The organism is Brotocaccenecus cirricatena (genome assembly GCF_020687045.1).
Lineage (GTDB): Bacteria > Bacillota > Clostridia > Oscillospirales > Oscillospiraceae > Vescimonas > Vescimonas cirricatena.
The window spans coordinates 71,980-94,691 of the sequence record NZ_JAJEPW010000004.1; the positions used below are offsets into that span (position 1 = coordinate 71,980).

Consider the following 22,712-nt stretch of genomic DNA (forward strand, 5'->3'; position numbering starts at 1 on the left):
TATCATCCAAATAGAACCAACAGGGGTCCCGCAGAACTGCGGGGCCCCTGTTTCTTGTCAAAAAGCCCCAAAGGTCAAAGCACTTTTAGGGGACACTCAAAGGACTCCTGCCGCCTTGGCAGGAGTCCTTTTTGTCCTCACGAATCCCGGTACACTGTGAACTGATAGACGTTTGTCTCGGGCTGCGTCAGCGAGTAATAGCCGAAGCCCTGCAGCGATACGCCATACTCCTTCAGGAAGCGCTCGGTGCCCTCCCATTTTCCGAAGATCCGGCTCAGCTCATCCACCTGTGCACTCTGCGCAAGCTGGATGGCAAAGCTGCCGCCGTTCTTCTGTATCACCTGTGAAAACTGCTGCGCCAAAATCGGCCCGCAGTCGGCGTCGCTTTCCACCCGCGTATGATTGCGGGCATGATAGCTGCCCGACATGCTGTCGGTACCCGGAATGGTGAAGCAGGACAGATAGCCGTCTCCGATGGGATAGAGGTCCCGAATCAGGTGGTTATCCACATTGAACCGGCCATACAGCAGCTTGTCCCCCTGGTTTCCCAGGTCAGCGGTGGCATCCAGATCATAGAATATGCCGTCAATTTCCGCCACATTCCACTGGTGCCCGTTCCCGCCGTCCAAGGGCGCGCCGGAAATCGACAGGCAAACGATTCCCATCTGCTCCAGGATCCATTGCATGGTTTTTCCGGTTCCGTCACACTTAGCCCGGCCTTCCACCAGCGCGCCGTAGGGCGTCCCGCAATACGGCGTGGACAGGTCGTAGACGCAGTGGCCGGTGACGTAGCGATAGGCATGCAGCTCCGCCTCCCGCTCAGAAAGGCCCGCCGCCCCGCTTACCACCTCCTGAACGATCCGGTCGCACTGCTGATAGGCCCGGCGATAGGTATCCTCATCCATATGGTAAGAAAGTTCGCTGATCCCCGTCACCATCTTTTCTCCGTCTCGATCAACGCTGTTGTAGTAATAGGTCGCATTGCCATCTATCTGGAACAGCTCCGGGCAGTTCCCATAAATCAGCGTCATCAGCGCCACCATCTCGTCCACGCTGATGCTGCTTGGAAACTCGACCTCCGTCTGGAAATTCGCCACTGCCTGGTATATAGCCAGGAAGTCTTCCAGCATCCGGTCATCCAGCTGCTGCACCAGATGCCGGCAGCGATAGCCCGGAATGATTTTTTCCGCCTGCTCCCGGATGGCACTCAGCTCCCCGGCGGGTTTCTCCTCGTTGCCTGGTTCCGGTGTCTCAACAGGCGTCGGTTTTGTCTCGGGTAACGGCGCAGATGTCCCGCCCAGTACGCCGCTGAGCAGCAGTATCACCACTGCGGCCACGCACAGGACCGGCACGGCAATCCAGGCAGCTCCGACTCCGCGTCTTTTTTTCGGTGCAGAGCCTCCCGGGTATCCATAGCCGACATCCGGCTGCCAGGTTTCGCCGTATCCCTGTTGGATTCCAGTGCCATTGTGCGGACTCCGCCGGCCAGACGGCCGCTGCCCGCTTGTCTGATCTCTGAATTCCAGCGCCATGATCAATGAAACGTGAATCCGCCGCCGGAGCCTGAGCTCTGCTTCGGCTGCTCATGCCCGCGCATAACCGCAGAGTTGCCTGTGCGGGGTGCAGGCTTCCAGGCCGGGGTAGCTGCCAGCAGTACCCACAGGATCAGCCAGCACCGGCCTGCCGGCACAAACAGCACCCGGCTGCCGATCTCCATCACCAGCGCGCCCGCCAGCGACTGCCCCAATCCCAGGATCACCATCGGCACGGTTTCCTCACCGCCCACGGCAACCGCCCGCAGCGCCGTCACCAGGGCGCCCAGCAAGGTCAGGAAAAGGACCCGCACCACGCCAAGAAACCATCCGGAGCCCATAGCCGGGCGATAATGAAGCATATCCCAGGCCGCAGTGGACTGAAGAGAATCTCCCCTGCTGCCGATTTCAAAGAGCAGCTCAAACAGACCGGCCAGCACCATCAGCGCCACCAGGCCCACAGCCAGCATGGTCATGATCTGACCGATACCCTTGAATTGCATAAATCTCGTGCGCCGCCCCGTTGTAAGGCGCACCACCAGGCAGGTTATCGCCGCCAGCACAAGAAACAACAGCGCCATCAGCAGCGGCGTCCACATGGAATCCGCGTTCTTATTGTAAATCCCCGCGCACAGGTACCAGCTCACAAATCCGGCCACCAGAGACGCGCTCAAGGTCCTGATATCAAGCTTCAAATCTCTCTCCTCCTTATGTCAGAATACCACGCACAGCGCAGCAAGCACCGCAGCCAGCAGCGGCACCACATTGCAGAGCCTGTAAACCGTGCTGTACTCCTCCGGGTAGATCTCCATTGCGTTTGCCGCCCTGTATCGCACGGATAGGAATACCGTCAGCACACACCAGGAAACGCCCAGAAGCGCCAGCGCAACAAGCCAGTTGGCCGGGATCGCTTCCCGGGTGCCCAGCTGCCGCGAAGCCGCCAGAAGCAGCATAGCCGCAGCGCCCCAGAAGCCCTGCATCACCACCTTGTACTTTCCGGCCAGCGTGCCCAATCGCGCACAGATCCACCAAAGCACGCCCAGGCCCACCAGCAGCAGGATAAAACGCATATCCTGCAGGGCCGCCATAGAAACGGTCAGCAGCGCCAGCAGCGCCAACGGCGCATGATACCATTTGGCAGTGACCTGACCCTTCTGCTCCAGCAGCTCATACACCGCGCCCGCCACCGGAACGCCCAGCACGCTGATCAGCCAGCAATCATCCGCGTCCAGCCGCATGGCGCCGGCGCGCCAGTTCAGCAGCAGGATGTAGGCCGCCCATACCAGAAGCCGGGCCGCCCGATATATACTTTGCTTTTGCGCGCCTTTTTCCAGCGTCAGCGCAGCCAGCAGCACCGCCCCGGCCACCATAGGCCAGCCCAGATGCGTAAGCTTTCCCACGCGGGAGCAAAGGTCGCTCCATCCGGAGGATACCGCAGCCAGGACAACAGGTGTCAGAAAGGCGTAAAGGACGCTAGCCAGCACGCAGATGCGCAGCCGGGACTTTTCCTCACCGTCCCGCAGCTCGCGGGCCAGGAACAGCCCCGAGAACAGCACCGGCGGCACAAACAGCCAGAGCTGTCTTGCCGACTGCGCATCCAGCAGGTATCGGAACATTCCCTCAAATGCCAGCAGCTGCATCAGAGTCAGGATCGCATACCGCAGGACGTTCAAAGCCGCATTCGGGAAATACTTGCGCACGGCGCTCAGTCCCACAAGCAGCAGCAGTCCGATGCAGAATACCGCCAGGTTATCCTTGAAGCTGAAAGAAAGGCCTTCCAGGCTGGCCTCCAGCACGCCGGATATCCGGTCGGATGACAGCTGTGCCGGGGTCAGGGCATAAAGGACGCCCCATGCCAGCCCAAAGGCTGGCCCGGTCTGATAGGTACTCTTCTGAAATCCACCCTTAGACGCCAAGGGGATAAGCAGGATCCCCAGCACCAGCAGTGCCGGGATCAGCGCGCCGGGCTCGGTCAGCACTCCTCCCACAGCCAGACGCGCAGCCGCAAAAATCACCGTGGCCACATACGCGCCGATGTTCATGAAATAAGATGTACTCATACTGTGCCTCCCCTCAAACCAGGCATAGGATGTTCAGCAGCCAGCAGGCAGCCAGGGCGGCATACACAAAGCGGTAGGAGCCGTAGGGGTCCATAACCAGCCCCAGCACGCAGCGAACCCCGCAGCCAAGCTCCAGCACCAGCGCCGGAACCGCCATCGCAAATTCGCGAGGACTGCAAATACCCGCCAGCAGCGTTATCACCAGCGTGACCACCACCAGCAGCAGGGTCTGTCTTCCGCTGCGGACGTTCTGCTCCCGATAGGCCAACAGGTCCGCGGCGTTTTTGCTCCACCTTCTGCCGTCCCGGCCCGCCAGGGATGTGGGATACCCAAAATACTGGGCCGCCCGGCGAAGATTCTTTCGCCGCCCGTTCAGCGCATAATCCGCCAGGGCGCCATAACCCGGGCCATAGCCCTGCTGCGCGGCGCAGTTGAAGAAGTTCTGCGCCACCTGCTGGGTATCCATCCCCTCCATCTCGTGGCTGCTGTAGTACAGGCCCAGCTGGTAGCTGGCATAGGCGTTCCCGGCCTGGGACAGGGTCTGCAGGTCGCTGAGGGCCGTTTCCGTGTCCGTCTCCAGCGACGCAAGAGCCGCCTGCAGGACCTCGCCCTCCCGCTGATCCTCCACCGAGCACGCTCCGCCGTGCCTGCCGTTGGCGAGGATCAGAAACCGCGGCACCGGCGAAAGCTTCACCTGCGCGGCATCCAGCAGCTGCTGGACCATCCTTCTCACCAGGGAGGCAGACAGCATGGTGGTCTTGGTCACCGCGCCGATCACCGTGTTGACCTCCGCGCGGGAAAGCTCCGGCTGCACGGCCACATCCGCCACGCTGGGGCAGGCCGTCAGGATAAGCTCCCACAGCAGCGCATCGCTGCGGTCGTCGCCTTTTTCTTCCAATTTTGCCCGCAGCATCGCGGGCGTCTGTAAAATCTGTAATCCCTGCTCGTTGACTACTTCTTTCAATATCTCTCTCATGCCTTACCCCTCAGACCAGATGGAATTTTTCCAGCTCCAGCTCGTAGCTTGTGCGGCTCTTATCGTTATCGTTCACGGCTGCATCCTCCAGAAGGCAGCGGATCCAGTTCTCCGTGTCATTCCACGGGGCATTTTCATCGATCTGTCCTGCACACAGCGCCGCAAAGAAATCTGAAAACAGCTGCCGCAGCTCCGGCTGCGCTCTCCACCATTGGGCCGTTATCTCCGCGCCGAATTGATGATGTCCCGTTCCATTGTGCCCTCCGGCGTCAAACAGAAACACCGGGTGACTCTGAAAATATTCCAGATATTGCTCCCGCATCAGGTGGCTGTACTCCTCCCCGATGAAAGGATGGGTATAGAACAGCAGATAAAAGGCAATTACCGCTGCCGAGAATATGTCGCGCACGCACCCGTCCAGCACGATGCCATTTTTCTCCAGCTGCTGCTCCACCACCTGCGGCACAGACAGAAAGTCGCCGCGAAAGGCCGCGCCGAGCTGCGAAACCCGAGAAATTGTTTCACCCGGAACCAGATACACCTGGTTTGTCCCATACTCCACGCGCACCTGATCCCTGCCAAAGCCGTTCAGCGTCAGGCCCTCACGGTGCAGCTGCCCGATCCTGCGGAACAGATGGACGGCAATGGTCCACCTGGGCGTGTCAGAGCTGGGCAAAAACCGGCGGACAGAGGGATACGCATCCATGCTGAAGGGATGCAGCACATATCCCTGCATTTCATCGCTCCGGACCAGATCGAACGGCCAGAAAAAGCCCTCCCGCAGGATTCGTCCCATCTGAATCTGCTCCAGCACGTCGGATACCCGCAGCAACTCCTCCCGCTTGACCCGGAACGGCACCAGCCACAGCGGTTTATTCTCGTTCCGGCATCGCACCTGAATATAGTGGTGCTCCGTCCCTGTTTGCAGAAAGTCCCCGCTATCGTCCAGCAGCAGCTGCTGTGCCTCCTCGGGGGTCGACATAATTCTGTAGGCGTTGGCGCCCACCAGGTAGCTGTTGACCCAGCGGCCGGCTTCCGGATACATCACGCTGTCGCTCATCTTCTCCTATTCCTTCCTCTTTTTCCCGAGTCGCCGTCGTAGTCGTCAAAAATAAAGCCCCGGTCCGACTTCTCCGTCCGCCCGCCTCTGTCGCTGCGGTCGAAAATAGAGAATATCCCCTTCTTTTCCGCGGCCGGCGGATCAGAGCTCAGTCTTTTCCCGTGGCCATTGTCGGGCCTGCGCGCCTTTCCCCACGCCTTCAGCGTCTTTTCCAGCTGCTCACTGAGCAGACTGTCGCCGCGGCCGGCGGCCTTGCGCAGGTCGCTGCGCACCTTCTCGTCCCGCAGTATGACGGAATGCTCCAGTTGGAGAGACTGGCTGCCGGAAACTCCCATTTTCAGCGCCGGAATCCCCTCAATTTTCTTAATCAGACTGCCGCAGTCATAAACGATCCGTCCGGCTTCCACCCGGCTGCAGGACAGAAGCATCAGATCCCATGCGAAAATTGCCTGGTTGGAGGCAGCTTTCAGCTTTGCCGCCAGCGGCAGCAGCTGATTGCAGATCTCCTCCCTGTCCCTGGCAGGCAGGTGTCCGTCCAGCACCAGCTCTGTCATCGGCTCAGTCCGGCTCGGATCCCGGTACAGCTGCCACACGGCATCCAGAAAGTGCAGCTTATTGCCATCCGCTCCGCTGTCCCGGGTCTGAAGCAGCGCCTGCACATTGCTGCTGGGCGCGCCGTCCAACACATAGTCCATCATTGTGCGATAGGTCATGCAGCTCCAGAAATAGGCCCGCTGCCGCCGCTGCAGCTCATGAGCGGCCTCCAGCGAGAATACGCCTCTGGGCAGCGCATCGACTGCGCGTCCCATCTGCGGCACCAGGTTTTTCAGCGGCATCCCCTGATAGACATCCCTGCGCAGGAGCTGCATCCAAAGAGCAACACACTCCTGTTCAAAATCGTCCATGGGGGACGCCCCCTGATAGCTCCGGCGCGCAGCCACAATGTCCTCATAGCATCTGCAATTCTGCAGATGCTTGTGAATCTGATATTTCTTCCACAGGATGCTGCCGCCGCTCTTCAGCGCAGCCGCAACGTCATCATACAGGGCCGGATACTCCCGTTCCAGCCCGGCCAGCAGCGCGCAGCGCTCTTCCACGGGAAGCTCCTGCCGCAGCCGCACCTGCACCATATAGCCCACGCAGGCATCCAGCAGTCTGCCGTTATAAACGCAGGAATTGCGGTCCAGGATCTCGCAGCTCTCTTTTCCCAGCACACCGCCGGACCGGCTCAGCTCGTCCAGGATATTGGCCAGAACGTTCTGCTCCATCAGCATCATCTGACGGAGCCCCACATGCCGCAGAATGCTCTCTGCCAGCTGCCGGCACTGCCCTGCATCCAGGCAGGTGGTCAGCTCCACGCAATCCCCGGTCAGCATTTCATCGCCGGAGCGCAGCATCTCCGGGATCAGACTGCACGCCGTCTGCGGGTCAATGCTGCATGCCCGGTCCGAAAAGATGCCGCGCAGCAGGGCATGCACAAGCCCGGCATAGCGCACATCGAAGGTTTTCACCGTTTTCTGCAGCAGCTCCAGCTGCTCAGCGCTTCTGCTGTACTGCAAAAGACGGCAAACACAGTCGCAGAGCTCCCGCCCGCCTGCCGCATCCGCCTGCACCTGTTTGACGCAGCGGTCCACAGACAGCTCCATAATCCGCTTGGGCAGCGCAGCGTTCTGCCTTTTCAGCATCCAGATCAGGAGCTTGTTCACCGTCTCCTGGTTTGCCGACGGAACCCTGCCGCAAAGCAGCAGATTCCCCACCACGCGGTCATACACGTCATTTTCCGGCCGGTTTCCATCGTTCATCTTCCGCATGTGATATGCGGTGGCGATCATCTCCAGTGACGCATACTCCAGCGGCACCAGCTCCCCCAAAATATACTGCATATCCAGCAGCATCTGGCGGCGCTCCTCCGGGGCGGCAGATGCCAGATACCGGAAAAGCTCCGCAACAAACGGGTCCTCCTCCAGCCGCCTGCCGCCATCGTCCAGATCAAAGGTACACAGCGGGATCCCCATGCCGCCTCCGCCGGCCTTGCTGGAAACACAGATGGCCGCCCGGGTATCCGCGGCGCTGCTGCACGTCAGTCTCCAGCGCAGACCGGGAAGCATGCCCATGGCCGCGCAATAGGCCACCTCCCGCACCATATCCTGGGTCTGGCTCAGGGGCAGCTGCGTAAGCAGGGCCAGGGACCCGCCGCCTGCCACCGCCTGATACACGTTATAGAGCAGCAGCGCATATCGCTCGTCCGTCAGGCCGTACTTCTCCCGCAGGACAGACAGCTCAAAGCCGCCACGCAGGACCGTCTCCTTGGGCGGCAGCTGGCTGCCGCTCTGCGCCGTCATCATGTCGCCGGTGTCGATCCCGTAAATAGCGGAGGGATCGGTCTCCATGCAGCGGGCATATTCATCCAACCCCATAAAGTATGCGTGGGTAAAGATCGAGGCCCGCCCCTTGATATCGCTGCGCATGGTAGATTTGGCAATCAGGAAATCCCGCCTGCCGCCGTTCTCCTCGCTGACAGCGTAGCTGAGGATAGACTGACCCATTCTCGGGCCGGATCCGTCCTTTTCAAACAAGGACGTCATGGTACTGTTGAAATAGCCGAGGTTGTTCTCATTATCCGCCGTCAGACCCTGGGATCTGGCGCAGACCATATATCCGGCTTCATCCGTCCGGAACCGGCATGCCTGCTCCATTTTCATTGGAGATCCTCCCCGTTATAAAACCGCTCTTGTTTGCACCTTTGTTCGTTCATCCAGTCGTCAAGCCGCCCCTGATATTTCCTTGCAGACTCCAGCAGCGCCTTTTTCGGCTGAGGATCCGCCTGAAAATAGGGGCCGATCCTTCCCAGCCGCCAGAGGATCCATTTCAGCGGGTCCTCCACCCGGCGGGGATTCGGTGCGCCCTTGGGGAAGCCAACCAGATTGATCCCTTCCCAGATTTCCCACATATTCAGATAGATCCGTCCGCTGGCGCAGTCGGCATAAACCTCCGTCCATATGCCGGAGGCAATTTCCTTTGTGATATCCTCATTAATATCTATGTCAATAGAGGTCAGCTCCGGCTCCAGGGTTACCGGATCCACCGCCGGCATACGGGTTTTCGGGTCAAGCGAGGTAATCCGTTGAACAGGGCACGCATAATAAAAGTTCCGCTCTTCAGGTGAACGTTCATTCCAGCCCTTGATCCACGCGCGAAGCTCGTCATACTTCCTGCCGCAGATATCGTCCAGGATGTACCAGTTTTTGTATTTTACAAAGCGCCGTTCCACGCCGCAGGTGATGGCCGACACGCCGCAGAAGGTTTTTCTGACAAACTGGCCCAGCTGCGCCAGGATCATGGCCGCATTGTTGCTCAGATAGTCCTCCAGCTCGTGGCTGATAGCAAAATACTCCTCCCGGTTCAGGCCGCCGGACACAGCTGCCGTAGGCCGGAACATGGGACTCTGGTTTCCTTTGGGATACTGATTCCGGATTTCATCCGTTTTGGTGAGAACCACCGCCACTGGAACATCCGCCCAGGTGTTCTGGCTCATATTCAGGGCGACGCGGATCTGATTCACCACTCCGACCACCTTGTTGACACCGCTCACATCGGGATAGGCCGAAAAGCCGGGGACCTGATTGGGATCCACCAGGAACATCAGGCCGTCTGCCCGGGCAATAAAGCTGGCGATTCCCTCCTTGGCCCGGCTGTTCCGGCTGTCCTGGTCGCCCAGCTTGGCGTAATCATCGTTCCACTTGACGCAGTTCTCACCGGCAATATCATAAAAAACAATGGTAAATGCCTTGCTGCGGTCGTTCTGGTCAACCAGGTTCACCGCCAGAGGACGGCGCATGACGCTGTCATCCGTACTGCCGGGCAGCGGCATATTGGCCTCCACGTTTTCCTTGAAATCTGGCAGATTGTTTTCCGTGATATAGTATCCGGTATTCTGCATGGCCATGGCCAGCCGGGTCAGCAGCTGGTTCAGATAAACCGTTTTGCCGCAGGTGGTAATGCCCACAACACTGATAAAAATGGTGGGATATTTGCCATAATTCGGCAAGGGCAGGGGATTGTGGCAGTGGGGGCACAGCCGCGTCACCAGCGTGGCGCGATCGGAATACCGGTCATACACCCTGATGGCAAAGCCATCCTGATCCCGCACAAGGCCATCCGCGCCCACGCCGTTGGCGTCAGGGTCCAGCATCTCCCAAAACCGGTCGGCATCATTGGGGTCGATGTGCGGCATATTCCAGCGAGGGTCTGCACTGGAATAGCCGGCGGTTCCTCCGCGGCTCGTCCAGTATCGGTCCAGCTTTTCGTCCGGATTTCTCTGGGAAAATTTCACAAACAGCCGTTTGTGTTCGTCCACATCGCCGCTGGTGAATTCCTCCCTGTCCAGTTCCTCCTGGGTGAAGCCGGTGTTGGCCCGAAACAAAACCTTGTCGCTTTCAAACTCCTCAAAACAATAGGGGCATTTAATTTTACCCATTCCGCATCCATCCTTTCTGCTATACGCCTTCCCGGAAGAAGCTGTTTTCAAAGCCCGGTGCCGGCAGGACCCGGACCTCCTCACCATCGGACACCCGAAGCGGTATCTCCCGGTTGAGCCAGCCGCTGGGCAGCGGAATGGGATCAGACTCCCCCACCCGATACATTAATGCCCCATCTGTATAGCTTCCGATAAACTGATCGCTCAGAGTCACCTGCAGCACAGTCTGAAGGCCATTGCGCTGCAGCGCGGCGGAATAGCGCAGCGGAATAAAGCATACGGCCTCACGCCCGGGTGTGTAATAAAGATGAACGATCCCGCCCGGAACCGCCATCATACTCCACACCTGGATGGTCTGGGGTGGATCCGCCTCAAATCCCCGGAACACAGGCATGGCATAGAAGGTCCCCTGCGTAACGCCGATGAGCCGATAGCCCCCTTTATCCATGGAGTGGCCATTATGCAGGCGCCGAAGCTCCTCCTCTGTCAGACCCAGCTTCTCCGGATCGGCCAGCGGAAGATTTTTCCCAGGCACAGGGTAAAGGCGTCCGCTCTGGGGCATTCCAGGCTTAATCCATACCGCCCGCTGCCCGGATCATAGTCCAACGTCAGATTGTTGATGCTGTACAGGTTCACATTCGGCCTTGTAATGGGCATCGGCTCACTCCTCCTTCTTTGCTGCGGCAATTTCGTTGTAAAGAATATTTTCCGGATTCACCGGATAGACATAAAGCCTGTCCACATAGTCCTGCTGCGGGATCCGGAAGGCCGCGCCGGTATTGTTCACGTTCTGGATCTGGGTTGGCTGGCTCAGCATGCAGAACAGCTGTCCGCCGCTGGGGGGAACCGTGGCCATCAGCCGGCCCGCAGTCTGCATATTCAAATCGAACAGACTCTGGACTGCCACCCCATAGGCCGCACCGCCTCCGGCCATTCCCGCCCGGAATTGCAGCTCATCAAACAAGGAAAGCCGGAAATTATCATCCTTATCCGCGATCAACCGGAATCGCTTCACCAACTGATCCAAGAGGCTCTCCACTGTGCTGCACGGCGTCAGGCGCATCATGTCCCGATACTCCGGCTGATTTGCCAGATTGGCAATCTCCTGTGTATAGGCCCTTCTGATGGTCTCATCAACGTTCCCCTGGGATTGCCGCAGCCCGTTCCGGGTCTCCGTCAGTGTGTTTCCGAAGTCCCTCGCATTTCTGCATACATCCTTCATAGCTGCGCAAAGCTGCCCCGCCAGGAAGCCGTACACCTCTGGCAGAACCTGGCTGCATGCATAGCGATGCAGACGCTCTGCAAGCGTTCCCCTTCTCATGTTCATGGGCGTGTGCCAATCCGTGCGGGTCTCCAGATTGACGGCCTCCTGCTGCAATGTGGCGTTCATCGCGCCGTAAGAAAGGCGGCTGCACAGAAGCTGCTTGAAATACTCCTGCACCCGTTCCGCATTTTCCTTCAGCTCCTGCACACACCGTCCATAATACTGGTTCACGCAGAGACCCCAGATATCCCCGACAGACGCCACCGCGTTTATCAGCTTGTCCCCGTCGATCGTATCCGACGGTCGGCCGCGGAGCCTTCCCAGGAATCCACGGGTCGGCGCGTCGGACAGGCTCTGCTCCAGCGCCTCCATCTCCTTGGTGTACGGGAGATACTGCAAAAATGTGGGCAGATCCGGCAGCAGCTCCTTCTCGTCTATGTACTCCCGGGACAGGCTGTCGTAGTCCTGCTGCGCTCCGCAGAGGGTCTCCTGGATGTTGGACTGTCCCCCGGCCGCACCGGCCTGCTCCAGGCACTCCGTGAGGATCTGTTCCATCGCCGCGCAGGCGATTTCATCCGTCTCCTTGACCTTTCTGTCCGCGCTGAGGCTCCACACGGCGGAGGAACCGGCCCCCCAAATAGCTGCCTCCAGCCCCTGGCCCAACCGGTTGTCATCCTGCGAGTTGACGATCACCATCACGTTGGCAGCCGCCTGATATCCCTCGGGGCCGCTGCCGGAGACATTTCCGTTTGTCAGGTCACTCTGCACGATCAGATGCTTCCCGTTTCTTTCGGCCCAGTCAACAACCGCCCGCAGCCGGCCGATCCTCTCCCGGTCCGAATTGAATACCTGCCGCACAAACAGAAAATAATATTCCGCCACGGTGACAGCCTGGCCAAAATCAGGCTGATGCTGCACCGCCTGGAAAAGCTCCGGGAACCTGTCATCCATCACGTCCCAGAAATAAGCCATTCTCAGCGTGCTGTTGCTTCCGAAGGCTCCCGGATTGCTGCGCATCGTGTAGAAGGCATCTCCCACGCGGTTTTCAAACCCCGCCTCATCCATGCAGTCCTCGGTTTTCAGCCAGCACAGCTGGTCCGCCGCAGCGGACCAGCAATCCTGATAGCTCCGTCGGACGGTCTCCAGGCACTCCTCAGCGCCCGCCCCCAAAACAATGTTCAGGAGCGGGGCGCTGATTCGCCTTGCTGCGCCGGAATTGGCCGCGCGGCCGGAAATCATACGGCTGCATGCTTCGATTGCACTTGCGTAAGTCATGTTCTCTCCCTCATTTGCCGCGCGGCGTCCCGGCGGTTTATCCGTTGATGATGTTTCCTGCGGCGTCCAGCTGGATAGAGCGGCACACCGCTGCAAAAGCGCAGAGCAAAAATGCGATTCTTCAGGCCGGTCTTGCGGATATAAAACTGCGTATGAGAGGACCCAAATTGCTGGGCAGCGCTGCAGACAGCCGAAGCATTCGCAGGCACCGACAGACTGCTGCTGTCAAAGGTCACAGTATTATTCCCTTGTCCCAGCGGGAAAGTCTGACTGCACCAAAACATGGGCTTTGCATCGTTATAGACGCCGTCCAGAATGTCATTGCTGACAGCCTGGGCCAGCTGCGCGGAATTGTGCCCGGTTTCCGGATACTTCTCGTACAGGTAATCCTCCAGGGAGCGATTCGTCTGATCCCGGAAAAGATCCACCATGAATTCGCTGATATACAGGCCGATCTTCCCGTCATCCCGACTCTTCCACTGCTTCGGATCCTTCATCAGATGCTCCGTAAAGTTCCGCACCAGCTGTGTGGCGTTCAATTCGTCGATCGCCTCGTCCAATTTCGGTCTAATGTCCGACAGCTGCAAAATACGCTTGGTGTAACCGGAAGATGCACTGGCCGCAGAGGAATCCAGCCACTGCTCATCCTCCTCAAAGGTCTCCAGCAGATTGTCCAGCACCTCCGTCAGCAAGGCAAAGTACCCGCTGTTCAGATTCTCCAGCTGCTCCCGGAATCTCCGCAGCGTGTTCTCCACGTCTGTGCATTCCCGCACATGGTTATAGGTCCTATAGTACTCTTTGACGCTGTCCACGTAGTCGTTATAGGCCCTCTTGTCGCCGATGCCAAAGAAACGATTCGCGCAGAAATTGGTGCTGGCCTGGACAATCCGGTCCGCCGCACTGTCCAGATACGACTGTTCGTCCCGTTTCTGTCCCTGGATCTCCTGGATCGTGCCTTCTACAGCCGCCTTCAGGTCATCGCCGTTGCGGCTAAGCAGGAATGCCGCATAATAGGGGCCCAGTTCCGGATTCTTTGCAATATCACACAGCTTCCGGAAGGTTCTGCCAATCAGGGAGTCATCCGTTGCATCTTCGTCCAGGAGGCTCTTGGGCAGTTCTCCCTCCAGCGCAGCGCGGTTTCTCCCGCGCTGCCCCTCACAGCGGGAGCACCAGTTGCGGGCCGCCGTGTCCCAGGGAGCCGCCCCCCCTCCCTTGGGCGGCATGACGCCTATGCTGATATCCGGCAGCATCAGGTCCGGGCATCCGTGTGTCACGTCGTTGTACACTTGCTGGGCAGTCAGGCCAATGTCTTCCACCCAATCATCCACAACAGCCTTGGACAGCTTCAATTGCAGCTGTTCCTTTCCCACCGCTTCCTTGAATCGGCGCATGAAGCCTGCCGCCAGATAGGTGGAGATCTGGGTCATGGGAATTTCCGCGCTTGCCGCTCCCAAAATATGATAGGACAGATTGGCGCCATGTTTGCGGCACAGCCCACCGACACCATTGCCCACATTGGCCAGATGCCCCCGCATGGTCAGGCCGTATTCCGGTGCCGGCGTACTGCTTCCATCCGCTGCGTTCTTGCTGGCAGCAGGAAGCTGCACCTCTGCCAGATAGGCCATAACATACTCCTTCATTGTCGCTGTATGTCGTATATCGTTCGGTTTTCAGTAATTGCTTATCGGCGTCCGGGTGCCGCGTCAATGCGGATACCTGTGCGATTCTTTTCGTCTGCATAGATCAGCGTCATTCCCGCATAGACATCTGTCTCCTTCAGTGCCATTCCATTGACGTAAAACGGAGTCTTGGAGCAGAACTTCAGCCGTCTGCCGGGCTTGGTGGCAAACCAGCACTGGTCCGCATTCAGGCCGCAGGGTCCGACCATAAAATAGCTCAGCTTGAGCTTGCCCCGAAAGCTGGCATGGCTCCGCGACATACCGGCACAGGAACGATCTAGGTTGACCACCTTCAGTTCCCCCTTCCACAGCGGGTGCGTTACACTCCAGATCGTGACACCCGCCACAATGATGCCCACCACCACAGCCACCGCCAGCGTGATGAAAATGGCCAACGTCAGGTTGGTGACCTTAAACCGGAAGGTGATCTGTGTCTGTGCGCCCTGGGCGTCCACCGCAGCAATAACCAGATCGCCGCTGCGGCTCTTGCTGGTCTCCACGTTTAAGGTATCCCCATCGATGGCCGCGGTATCGCTGACCAGCTGAGACGATACGATCACATAATGCAGCGTATCACCCGGCGTATCGGAAAAATACTCTCCCAGCTTAAAGCTGCGGTGGCGGCCGGACACCGGCGTCACCACAACCTTTTCCTCCACCAACGTAACGCCGCCCACCGCCGTCGGCGGTGTGTTGCCGAAGTTCACCGCCGCGTCGCCGCTCTGGTGCACCAGGCTGCTTTATTAGATATTCGCCATTCTCTTTAAATCGTAATTCAGCGCATTCAGAAACGCATTCACCCGCCCCGGCATAGGATGGAGTACCCGCGCCGGAGAAACGGCGGGGAATCTGTATGTGTGAGGTGCGCCATGAACATACATAACGCCTCTGACTCCGGCGGCGGCTCCCTGCGGGACCTGCTGGGCCGGAACATCGGCCGCCGCGCGTCCGCCAGCTTCCTGGTGGGCTCGTACCGCCTGGTGCGGCAGGAGGGCATCCTGGAGGCCGTGGGCACGGACTATCTGGTGCTGCGGCAGGGGGATTTCTCCACCGGCTGCGACCTGTACGCCCTGAAATTCATTGAATTTCACGACGATCCCCCGGCGTGACCGTTGCGCCCGGCGGCGGATCGTGGTATGCTGGGGGCAGTGAGGTGAGGGGATGTACTATGTCTATATGCTCTGGTGCCGGGACGACACCCTGTATACCGGCACGGCGGCGGACCTGTGCCGCCGGATGCGGCAGCACCGGGACGGCGGCGCCGCCTGCGCCCGGTATACCCGGTCCCATCCGCCCCGGGAGCTGGCCGGTGTCTGGCGCACGGAGGGCCGGGGAGAGGCCCTGCGTCTGGAATACGCCGTGAAGCGGCTGTCCCGGCAGGGGAAGCTGACGCTTCTGCATCGGCCGGAAACGGCGGCGGACCTTCTGCCGGGCGTCGCCGCCGAACCGGTGCCGGGCGTGACCCTCGCCATGTGTCTGGAGGGAGAATTTCATGAATAAGCTCTACGCCGCCCCCATGGAGGGGCTTACCGGTTACCTGTGGCGGCAGGTCCACGCCGCCCTGTTCGGCCCGGCGGACAAATACTTCACGCCCTTTCTTTCCCCCAACGCTACCCGCACCTTCCAGCGCAAGGAGCTGGACGAGATCGACCCAGCCCACAACGCCGGGCTGTATGTGGTGCCCCAGCTGCTGACCAACCGGGCGGAGCACTTCCTGTGGGCCGCCGGTGAGCTGTACGCCCGGGGCTATCGGGAGATCAACTTCAACCTGGGCTGCCCGGCGGGCACCGTGGCCGCCAAGCGCAAGGGCTCGGGCCTGCTGGCCTATCCCCAGGAGCTGGACCACTGCCTGGAGGAGATCTTCGCCGGACTGCCCCGGGGGATGTCCGTGTCCGTCAAGACCCGCATCGGGAAAAATGACCCGGCCGAGTGGCCGGGCCTGCTGGCGATCTATCGCAAGTATCCCCTGTCGGAGCTGATCGTCCACCCCCGGATCCAGAAGGAGTTTTACAAGGGCGTCCCCCACCGGGACGCCTGGGCCGCCGTATCCGGCCCCTGGCCGGCGGTGTATAACGGAGACATCTTCACGCCGGAGGACGCCGCCGCCCTGTGCCGGGATTTCCCCGGAACGAACGCGGTGATGCTGGGCCGGGGCCTGATGCGGGACCCCGCCCTGCTGCGGCGTCTGCGGGGCGGCCCCGCCGCCTCAGCGCAGGAGCTGCGGACCTATCACGACCGCCTGCTGGAGGCCTACCGCCAGCGGCTGTCCGGCGACCAGCCGGTGATGCACCGGATGTGGGAGCTGTGGGCCTACCTGTCCGCCGGATTCGCCCGGCCGGAGCCGTATCTCAAGCGTATGCGCAAGGCAAAGGGCCTCACCGAATATCAGGCCGCCGTGGACGCCCTGTGCCGGGAGCAGCGATATACAACATAAAAGACAGCACCGGAAACCTGGCGTTTCCGGCGCTGTCTTTTTTACTCCGTCATGGGGATGTTATACTTCCCCATTAGCTTCTCAAATCGCCGCTTCTGCAGGGGCGTCATCCGGTCCCGGTACTGCAAAAACAGCTGCTTCACCCGGCCGGTGTCCCCCTGGCTGAGATAGGTGTTCATGGTCCGCTCCAGGCTCTCGCTGGCGGTGGAGCTCAAAGACGCCTTCCTACTGCCGCCGGAGGAGGAGCGGGCGCTGCCGCTCCTGGCGGCGGAGGCCTCCAGCTTCTGCTGGGCCAGGGCCGCGTCCTGTTCCTGCTTGGCCCGGCTGGCATAGTACTTCATCAGCGCCAGATAGTTGCTGTAGTCCTGCTTTTCCAGGGACTCGTACCGGTCCCGGGCCTGCCGGGAGGCGTCCTGCCAGTCCTCCACCCGGTCCCGCCACTGGCCATAGGCGTCCTCATCCTGGCCCTGCAGCAGCTTATACTGATCCAGCAGCGCCTGACCCTGGGTCTCATACCGGTCCCAGGCATCCTGCTGCAGCTGGGGCACCAGCGCCGCCAGCTCCTGCATATAGCGGTTATACTCCTGCTGGCCCGCCTGCCGGGCATAGGAGGAGTCATAGCCGCCGGTCAGGCCCGCCGCCTGGCCCAGGGTGTCCTCCATGGCCGTCTGCCCCTGCCGCTGATACAGCCGGGCATAGCGCCGGAACATCTCGTCCCGGCTGGGGTCATAGGAAAAGGCCTCCCGGCTCTCCATCTGCCGCAGCAGATCCTCCATCCGGTCCGCGTAAGGGGAGGTGTAGTCCCCGGGCTGCCGGGCCGCCAGCTCCTCCCAGCTGCGCCGGGCCTCCTGGGTCTCCCGGGAGGGGGTATACCCCTTCTCCAGGCCCGCCAGCCGGTCCTGGGCAGACTGCAGCCCCAGGCTGGCCCAGGTCTTGCTGCCCGCCACGCCGTCCGGCGTCATGCCCGCCCGGCGCTGATAGTCCATCAGGGCGGCCCGGGTCTTTTCACCGAAGCCGCCGTCCACCTCCAGGGAATAGCCCGCCCGGTTCAGGGCCTGCTGCAGCCGCCGCACCTCCTGTCCGGAGGAGCCGTACCGTAACATGGGATAGCTTGATGCCATATCGTTCGTCCTTTCTTCTCACGCCGTCCTGCGCCAGACATACACGGCCAGGTACGGCGGCATATTGTTGTGGGCGGCTCCCCCGCCTGCCGAGGCGGACGCGCCCTGATACTCGTTCCTGCGCCCGTCCGCGTCATACAGCCGGATGGCCGTCACGCCGGTGACATCGGACTGCCCCGTGAAGTCATATCCGTGGGTATGGGCGGGCATCTCCGCCTTGGTCAGGGTGTGTTGGGCCTCGCCTCCGGTTTCCCCTGGCGCATAAACGTCTCCCGCCGCCAGCAGAAACCGGTCCTTCACCCGCTGCCAGGTGCCGCCGAACAGCGTCTCCGGACTAATCTCTGATGCGGACAGATATATGCTGCCTACCGGCCACACGGCGTCCAGCAGCCGCTTTCCCCGGAACCAGATGTCCCAATCCGGCGCCAACTCCACGGCCTTCTGGTGCTCGGCATATTTGCCCACGCCCACTGCCGTGCCCCCCTGGGCCAGATGCACCGCCACCGCCGCCGTGGGGATGGCGTATTCCACGGTCCGCACGGAGCCCAGCGCGTCCACCGCCGACAGCTCCAGCTCATAGGACGCCGTTTTCAGCACCCCCTGGATCACCTGCTCCTGTCCGTTTTCCAGGACGGTATACCCGCCGTAGCTGCCGCCCACCGGTCGCAGCCGGTATCGCACCGTCACGGCGTTATGTCCGCCCACCGACGCGCACCCGCCGGTGCACGCCACCTTCACGCAGTCGCCGTCATCCTGCAGCACTCCGTCTGCATCGCACCGGCCCAGCAGCCGGGCCGTCAGCGTGGGATTGGCATACGGCAGCACCTCCACGGCCTGCCCCGCCGCCGTGGTCCACCGCCCCCGGGAGTCCGTCACCCGGACCTCCGGCGTGAAAGTCCCCGCCTGCCGGATGATCCCCGTCTCACCGGTCAGACCCTCCACGGTCTGCCCGGCAAACTGCATCCGGCAGGACCGGACGCTGCTGCCCCGGACGCCTGCCGCCGTCACCTGGAACCCCAGGCGGCTGTATCCCCGGACGCACACACCCCACCCGGCAATGACGGCGTTGTCATTCACCACCTGGGCCGCCAGACTGGCGGTGGGCTTCACCTCCTCCGGCACATACAGCTTTATTGTGCAGGAGCTGGTCCCCACCACGCTGCTGCCGGAATAGGTGGTGGCCGTCAGCACACAGTCCCCGGCCACCGCATCGGTGATTTCCTCCGCCAAGGACAGGGGCGGCATCCATGTCACCCTTGTCTCCCCGGTTTTCCCGCACACCGCGCCATGGGTACTGCCTATCTGGTAGTCGATCTTGTGGGTAAAGCCCGCATCCGCCCGCTGCACGGTAATGGTTCCGCTCTGCCCCAGGGTCATGTCCCCGGCCTGGAGTCCGGAGGCCCGTGGGATCACCGGCAGCGCCACGGTTTGGGCTACCGACAGCGACGCCGGCGTCCATTGGGAGGTAAACCCGCTGTACCACGCTGCGGACAGGGCCGCGCTGCCGCTGCCGTCCGCCCGGTGATCCACCGTCACCGACCCGCTCCCCAGCTGGTACCAGCCCTTCTTCTCGTACCGGTACGGGTGATACACGGTTTTCCCCTGCAAAACATACCGGCAGCTGTTGGCCGCCTGGTTGTACGACTCCCCCGTCCCGTCGTAGATATACAGCGCCAGGGCCAGGGTAGACCGGTTTTCCGCCGCGTCCTGGCTTACGGTATAATCCAGCCTCAGCCGCCACCCGGTGGCGGACACCGCCCCGTAAATACTCGCCATCTTACCCTCCGATCCACCGGAAGGCCAGCCCCGAAGCCGTGGTGATCTGCCACTGGCCCAGGGTCACGCCCTCCAGTACCGTGATGTTGGTGATGTACAGCCGGTTGTTGGACACATACGCCACCTCGTTGGCGTCCTGCCAGAAGGACAGCCGCTGGGCGGTGAAGGTGGCCCGGAAGTTGTTCTGGTCCACCACCGTCTCTCCGTCCACGTCCGTCACCGTCAGCCCCTGGCCCACGGCCACGCCGTAGACAGGCACGGCCCCGTCATAGCCCACGATGCCGGTGCGGATATAGCCCTCCGTCTCCGTCCTGTACTGGCCGAAGGCGGCGCTTACGGCCTCCATATTGGCCTGCAGGTCCGAGCAGAAGCTGTAATACTGGGTCAGCGCCTCCGGATTTGCCTCCAGATAGGCGCTCAGCCGCTCCACATAGGTCCCGAAATCCGACACCGCCACATATTCGCCCTCCAGCCGGGCGGACAGCTGGTCCATCTGCCGTTTCACAAGCCCCGCGGTTTTCACGATCATGGACTTCAGCTCCTGATAGCCCCGGCTGTCCTTTCCGGTCCCTCCTCCGCCGGCCGTTCCGCCGCCGGAGGAAGAAGTCCCGGCTCCGCCGGTTTCCAGCTGCCCCAGGGCCAGGTTCAGCTGCTGGGCCATCTGGAACAGATACGCATACTGCGCCATGGCCATCTGCTGGGGACTGCCGCTGGGGGCGGGAGGCATGGTCAGGGTCATGGGCCGTCACTTCCCTTCTCATACACCGCCGACAGGCTGTAGATCCTGCACCCGCCCCGGCCGGTCAGCCGCAGCCTCAGCTGGCGGCACCGCCTGGGCCGTATATGCAGGGTACACGCCTGCACCCGCCCCGCGCCCTCCAGGCTTCCGGCAGGCCGCCAGCTGCCGCCCTCGTCATAGCTGAGCCAGGCCCGGACGGTGCTGCCTGCCTCCGGCAGAAGCCGCAGCGACAGCCGCACCAGATACCGGCTTTCCGCCGCGTCCAGCCCCAGCTCTCCGGTCTCCGCCATCCATTGCACGGGACCTTCATGGGTCTCCCCTGCGCCCTTCATGGCCAGCAGCTGCCCCTCTGCCGTCAGGCAGTACAGGTCGCCGCCCCAGGGAGCAAAGCCCAGGGCCTCCACGCCGTCCTCCCGGTACCAAAGGCCCTGCCGGGTGTCCAGCACCAGCAGGTGCCACGCGCCGTTTTCATCTGCAGCTGAGAGATAATAGGACCCGTCCAGAGCCCCCGCCACGGCGTTGTGATACCGCATCTCTCCCAGTGCCTGAGATACATGCACCGGCATACTGCCATCGAACACGCACACGCCGCCCTGACTGTGGTAATACAGCTTCCCATCCACTACCTGCAAACTGCCGCCGCTGCCGTCCTTCACCCCCGGGCACTGCACCGTCACGATCTGATGGGCCCCGTTGGCGCTGGGATACACCCGCTCCACGCAGTTTTCCTTGAAAAACAACGGATTTCCCAGATAATCCGCCGCTCCGGTGAAGGCCCCGTCGGAGCCCCGGGAGGCCGCGTAGCTGTCGGTGGACAGTCCCGCGAAGCAGTTCCAGTTTTTGAAGTCCCCCAGCTTGCTGGCATAGACGGCGTTCACCGCCTGGCCGTCCACGATGCCGTATTTGCACCCCCACAGCCGGTTGCCGCTTTCCACCACATAGTCCATGTCCGGCACGGACCGCTCCACCGTCACCGGCTCCGTCTGGGACGACAGCCCGCCGGGCAGCGCCGTCACCACCAGGCAGTCCTCCTCTGCGGCCCGCAGCTGGAAGCTGCCGTTCAGCGCCTCCTCCCGGCATCCGCTGACGGATACGCCGTCCCCGGCCCGGAAGCCCACGCCGATCCCGGCGGCGTGAAGCCCCACGCACACGTCGTCCACCTCCGTCCAGCCGTCCTGGCCATACTGCCGCAGGGCCGTTTCCTCCCCGCCGGTGTCCAGCCACAGGCTGCCGCTCTCCGGCTCCTCCGGGGCGGTGTCCGCCGCCAGATACCCGCTGTACGCGGTGCCGTCGGGCCGACACAGGGTGAAGGATACCTCCCCCTCGGTGACGCGCTTATTTTCCAGGCTGCCGAAATCCGTCAGGTCCTTGGTGTTGATGTACAACTTGTCCGGCCAGATCAGCAGCCACGCACCCATGCTGACCAGCTGCTTCTTTCCCTCCGACAGCACCAGCCCCGCCGCGCTGCCGTTTATATACAGGGTGTGCCCGTCCACCCAGATAAGCCCGTCCTTGGCGGTCAGGCCCCCGGGGGCGGTGACGCTTCCCGCTATCCCCCGGGGGCAGCGCACCGTCAGGGTGGGATACCCCTGGGCGCACAGGTTCTCCATCTCCCGGAAGCTGCCCTCCTGCCCCCGGGGCCGTCGGTCCACTCCCAGAAACCGGCTCACCGTCACCCGGCTCTGCCGTGGGATGCTCAGCTGCGGAAAATACATGCTCCTCCCTCCTTCAGCACAGGCGCAGGGCCTGGACCTGCCGCCGGGGCAGATGCTCCCTGCACCAATAGTCCCGCAGGGTCATCAGCCCGTTGTTCCACAGAGCCATGGCGTTGTTATACCGCTCCAGCTCCCCGTTGGCATAGTGGATCTGCGCCTCCACATAGTGGCGGTACAGGCCGTCATAGGGTGCCGGTGCCAGCAGCGGCGCCGCGTCCGCCAGCTCGTCGGGAAGCTCTGCCGCCTCCCCGCCCTCGTGGGCGCGGACCACCTCCTCCAGCACGAAGCCCTCCGCCTGCCGCAGCCACCGGCGCTTCTGTTCCCCGGGATAGCTGTTGGGCAGCAGGTCGTCCACCTGGGCCAGCACCTGTCCTGCCGTCATCTGCCCCATTGCCGCACCTCCTCTCTCAGTTGGCCATCCGGTCCACATAGCGCCGGGCGGTGTCGGCCATCATCTGTGCGTTTTCCAGCACCTCCGCCACATAGTCCGGCACCTGGACCTCCACGCCCTTCATGATCTTCCAGCTGCGCCCGTTAACGGACACGATCTGGAAATTCTCCTCGTTCTTTCTGCCCCGATGCAGCAAAACGGTTTTCTTCACAG

The 22,712-nt window shown here is 61.6% G+C and carries 21 protein-coding genes; 3 read left to right on the forward strand and 18 right to left on the reverse strand.

Features of this window, described 5'->3' with window-relative positions; all coding sequences use genetic code 11:
* Nucleotides 1–137: 137 nt before the first annotated feature.
* The 12 genes from LKD37_RS02685 to LKD37_RS02740 all read right to left on the reverse strand — a co-directional run bounded on the left by LKD37_RS02685 (nucleotide 138) and on the right by LKD37_RS02740 (nucleotide 15,054).
* Nucleotides 138–1,352 (reverse strand): M24 family metallopeptidase, encoded by a 1,215-nt coding sequence (locus tag LKD37_RS02685; protein ID WP_302927804.1) that lies wholly within the window; start codon nucleotides 1,350–1,352, stop codon nucleotides 138–140.
* Nucleotides 1,353–1,534: 182 nt separating this feature from the next.
* Nucleotides 1,535–2,227: a hypothetical protein gene (locus LKD37_RS02690; protein ID WP_302927805.1), complete on the reverse strand. Its 693-nt coding sequence runs from the start codon at nucleotides 2,225–2,227 to the stop codon at nucleotides 1,535–1,537.
* An 18-nt stretch (nucleotides 2,228–2,245) separates the two neighbouring features.
* Nucleotides 2,246–3,592, reverse strand: coding sequence for a hypothetical protein (locus LKD37_RS02695; protein ID WP_302927806.1), 1,347 nt, complete (start codon nucleotides 3,590–3,592; stop codon nucleotides 2,246–2,248).
* A 13-nt stretch (nucleotides 3,593–3,605) separates the two neighbouring features.
* Nucleotides 3,606–4,568, reverse strand: coding sequence for an SEL1-like repeat protein (locus LKD37_RS02700; RefSeq protein ID WP_302927807.1), 963 nt, complete (start codon nucleotides 4,566–4,568; stop codon nucleotides 3,606–3,608).
* Nucleotides 4,569–4,578: 10 nt separating this feature from the next.
* Nucleotides 4,579–5,628, reverse strand: a complete 1,050-nt coding sequence (locus tag LKD37_RS02705) for a hypothetical protein (protein ID WP_302927808.1) — start codon at nucleotides 5,626–5,628, stop codon at nucleotides 4,579–4,581.
* Entirely contained in the window at nucleotides 5,625–8,330 is a 2,706-nt protein-coding gene (locus LKD37_RS02710) for a hypothetical protein (protein WP_302927809.1), read from the reverse strand. Before LKD37_RS02710 ends, LKD37_RS02705 begins: the two co-directional genes overlap by 4 nt.
* Nucleotides 8,327–10,105, reverse strand: coding sequence for a TRAFAC clade GTPase domain-containing protein (locus tag LKD37_RS02715; protein ID WP_302927810.1), 1,779 nt, complete (start codon nucleotides 10,103–10,105; stop codon nucleotides 8,327–8,329). The genes LKD37_RS02710 and LKD37_RS02715 overlap by 4 nt, the downstream gene beginning before the upstream one ends.
* Nucleotides 10,106–10,124: 19 nt before the next feature.
* Complete coding sequence (locus LKD37_RS02720; protein ID WP_302927811.1) at nucleotides 10,125–10,640, reverse strand: hypothetical protein; 516 nt, start codon at nucleotides 10,638–10,640, stop codon at nucleotides 10,125–10,127.
* Nucleotides 10,592–10,762: a hypothetical protein gene (locus tag LKD37_RS02725; protein WP_302927812.1), complete on the reverse strand. Its 171-nt coding sequence runs from the start codon at nucleotides 10,760–10,762 to the stop codon at nucleotides 10,592–10,594. Before LKD37_RS02725 ends, LKD37_RS02720 begins: the two co-directional genes overlap by 49 nt.
* 4 nt (nucleotides 10,763–10,766) lie before the next feature.
* A complete protein-coding gene (locus tag LKD37_RS02730; protein WP_302927813.1) occupies nucleotides 10,767–12,644 on the reverse strand; it encodes a hypothetical protein in 1,878 nt (625 codons plus the stop codon).
* On the reverse strand, nucleotides 12,641–14,269 hold the full coding sequence (locus LKD37_RS02735; RefSeq protein WP_302927814.1) for a hypothetical protein: 1,629 nt from the start codon (nucleotides 14,267–14,269) through the stop codon (nucleotides 12,641–12,643). Before LKD37_RS02735 ends, LKD37_RS02730 begins: the two co-directional genes overlap by 4 nt.
* A gap of 56 nt (nucleotides 14,270–14,325) precedes the next feature.
* Nucleotides 14,326–15,054, reverse strand: coding sequence for a hypothetical protein (locus tag LKD37_RS02740; RefSeq protein WP_302927815.1), 729 nt, complete (start codon nucleotides 15,052–15,054; stop codon nucleotides 14,326–14,328).
* Between the two features lie 138 nt (nucleotides 15,055–15,192).
* Between LKD37_RS02740 and LKD37_RS02745 the strand changes: the two genes are divergently transcribed.
* Genes LKD37_RS02745 through LKD37_RS02755 form a run of 3 tightly spaced genes read left to right on the forward strand, consistent with a single transcriptional unit; the run spans nucleotide 15,193 to nucleotide 16,757 of the window.
* Complete coding sequence (locus LKD37_RS02745) at nucleotides 15,193–15,432, forward strand: hypothetical protein (RefSeq protein ID WP_302927816.1); 240 nt, start codon at nucleotides 15,193–15,195, stop codon at nucleotides 15,430–15,432.
* A 52-nt stretch (nucleotides 15,433–15,484) separates the two neighbouring features.
* Nucleotides 15,485–15,823 (forward strand): GIY-YIG nuclease family protein, encoded by a 339-nt coding sequence (locus LKD37_RS02750; protein ID WP_302927817.1) that lies wholly within the window; start codon nucleotides 15,485–15,487, stop codon nucleotides 15,821–15,823.
* Nucleotides 15,816–16,757 (forward strand): tRNA dihydrouridine synthase, encoded by a 942-nt coding sequence (locus LKD37_RS02755; RefSeq protein ID WP_302927818.1) that lies wholly within the window; start codon nucleotides 15,816–15,818, stop codon nucleotides 16,755–16,757. The genes LKD37_RS02750 and LKD37_RS02755 overlap by 8 nt, the downstream gene beginning before the upstream one ends.
* 41 nt (nucleotides 16,758–16,798) lie before the next feature.
* On the opposite strand, the gene LKD37_RS02760 is transcribed toward LKD37_RS02755, so the two are convergent.
* From LKD37_RS02760 to LKD37_RS02785, 6 genes are read right to left on the reverse strand one after another with little or no spacing between them, the layout of a single operon-like run.
* Nucleotides 16,799–17,878, reverse strand: a complete 1,080-nt coding sequence (locus LKD37_RS02760) for a peptidoglycan-binding domain-containing protein (protein WP_302927819.1) — start codon at nucleotides 17,876–17,878, stop codon at nucleotides 16,799–16,801.
* Nucleotides 17,879–17,896: 18 nt separating this feature from the next.
* Nucleotides 17,897–19,654: a DUF859 family phage minor structural protein gene (locus tag LKD37_RS02765; RefSeq protein WP_302927820.1), complete on the reverse strand. Its 1,758-nt coding sequence runs from the start codon at nucleotides 19,652–19,654 to the stop codon at nucleotides 17,897–17,899.
* Between the two features lies 1 nt (nucleotide 19,655).
* The gene (locus LKD37_RS02770) at nucleotides 19,656–20,393 is read right to left on the reverse strand and encodes a hypothetical protein (RefSeq protein WP_302927821.1); all 738 of its coding nucleotides are present in this window, start codon (nucleotides 20,391–20,393) and stop codon (nucleotides 19,656–19,658) included.
* Complete coding sequence (locus LKD37_RS02775) at nucleotides 20,390–22,108, reverse strand: hypothetical protein (RefSeq protein WP_302927822.1); 1,719 nt, start codon at nucleotides 22,106–22,108, stop codon at nucleotides 20,390–20,392. Before LKD37_RS02775 ends, LKD37_RS02770 begins: the two co-directional genes overlap by 4 nt.
* 13 nt (nucleotides 22,109–22,121) lie before the next feature.
* Nucleotides 22,122–22,499, reverse strand: a complete 378-nt coding sequence (locus LKD37_RS02780) for a hypothetical protein (RefSeq protein ID WP_302927823.1) — start codon at nucleotides 22,497–22,499, stop codon at nucleotides 22,122–22,124.
* Nucleotides 22,500–22,515: 16 nt separating this feature from the next.
* Entirely contained in the window at nucleotides 22,516–22,710 is a 195-nt protein-coding gene (locus tag LKD37_RS02785) for a PH domain-containing protein (protein ID WP_302927824.1), read from the reverse strand.
* Nucleotides 22,711–22,712 lie beyond the last annotated feature (2 nt).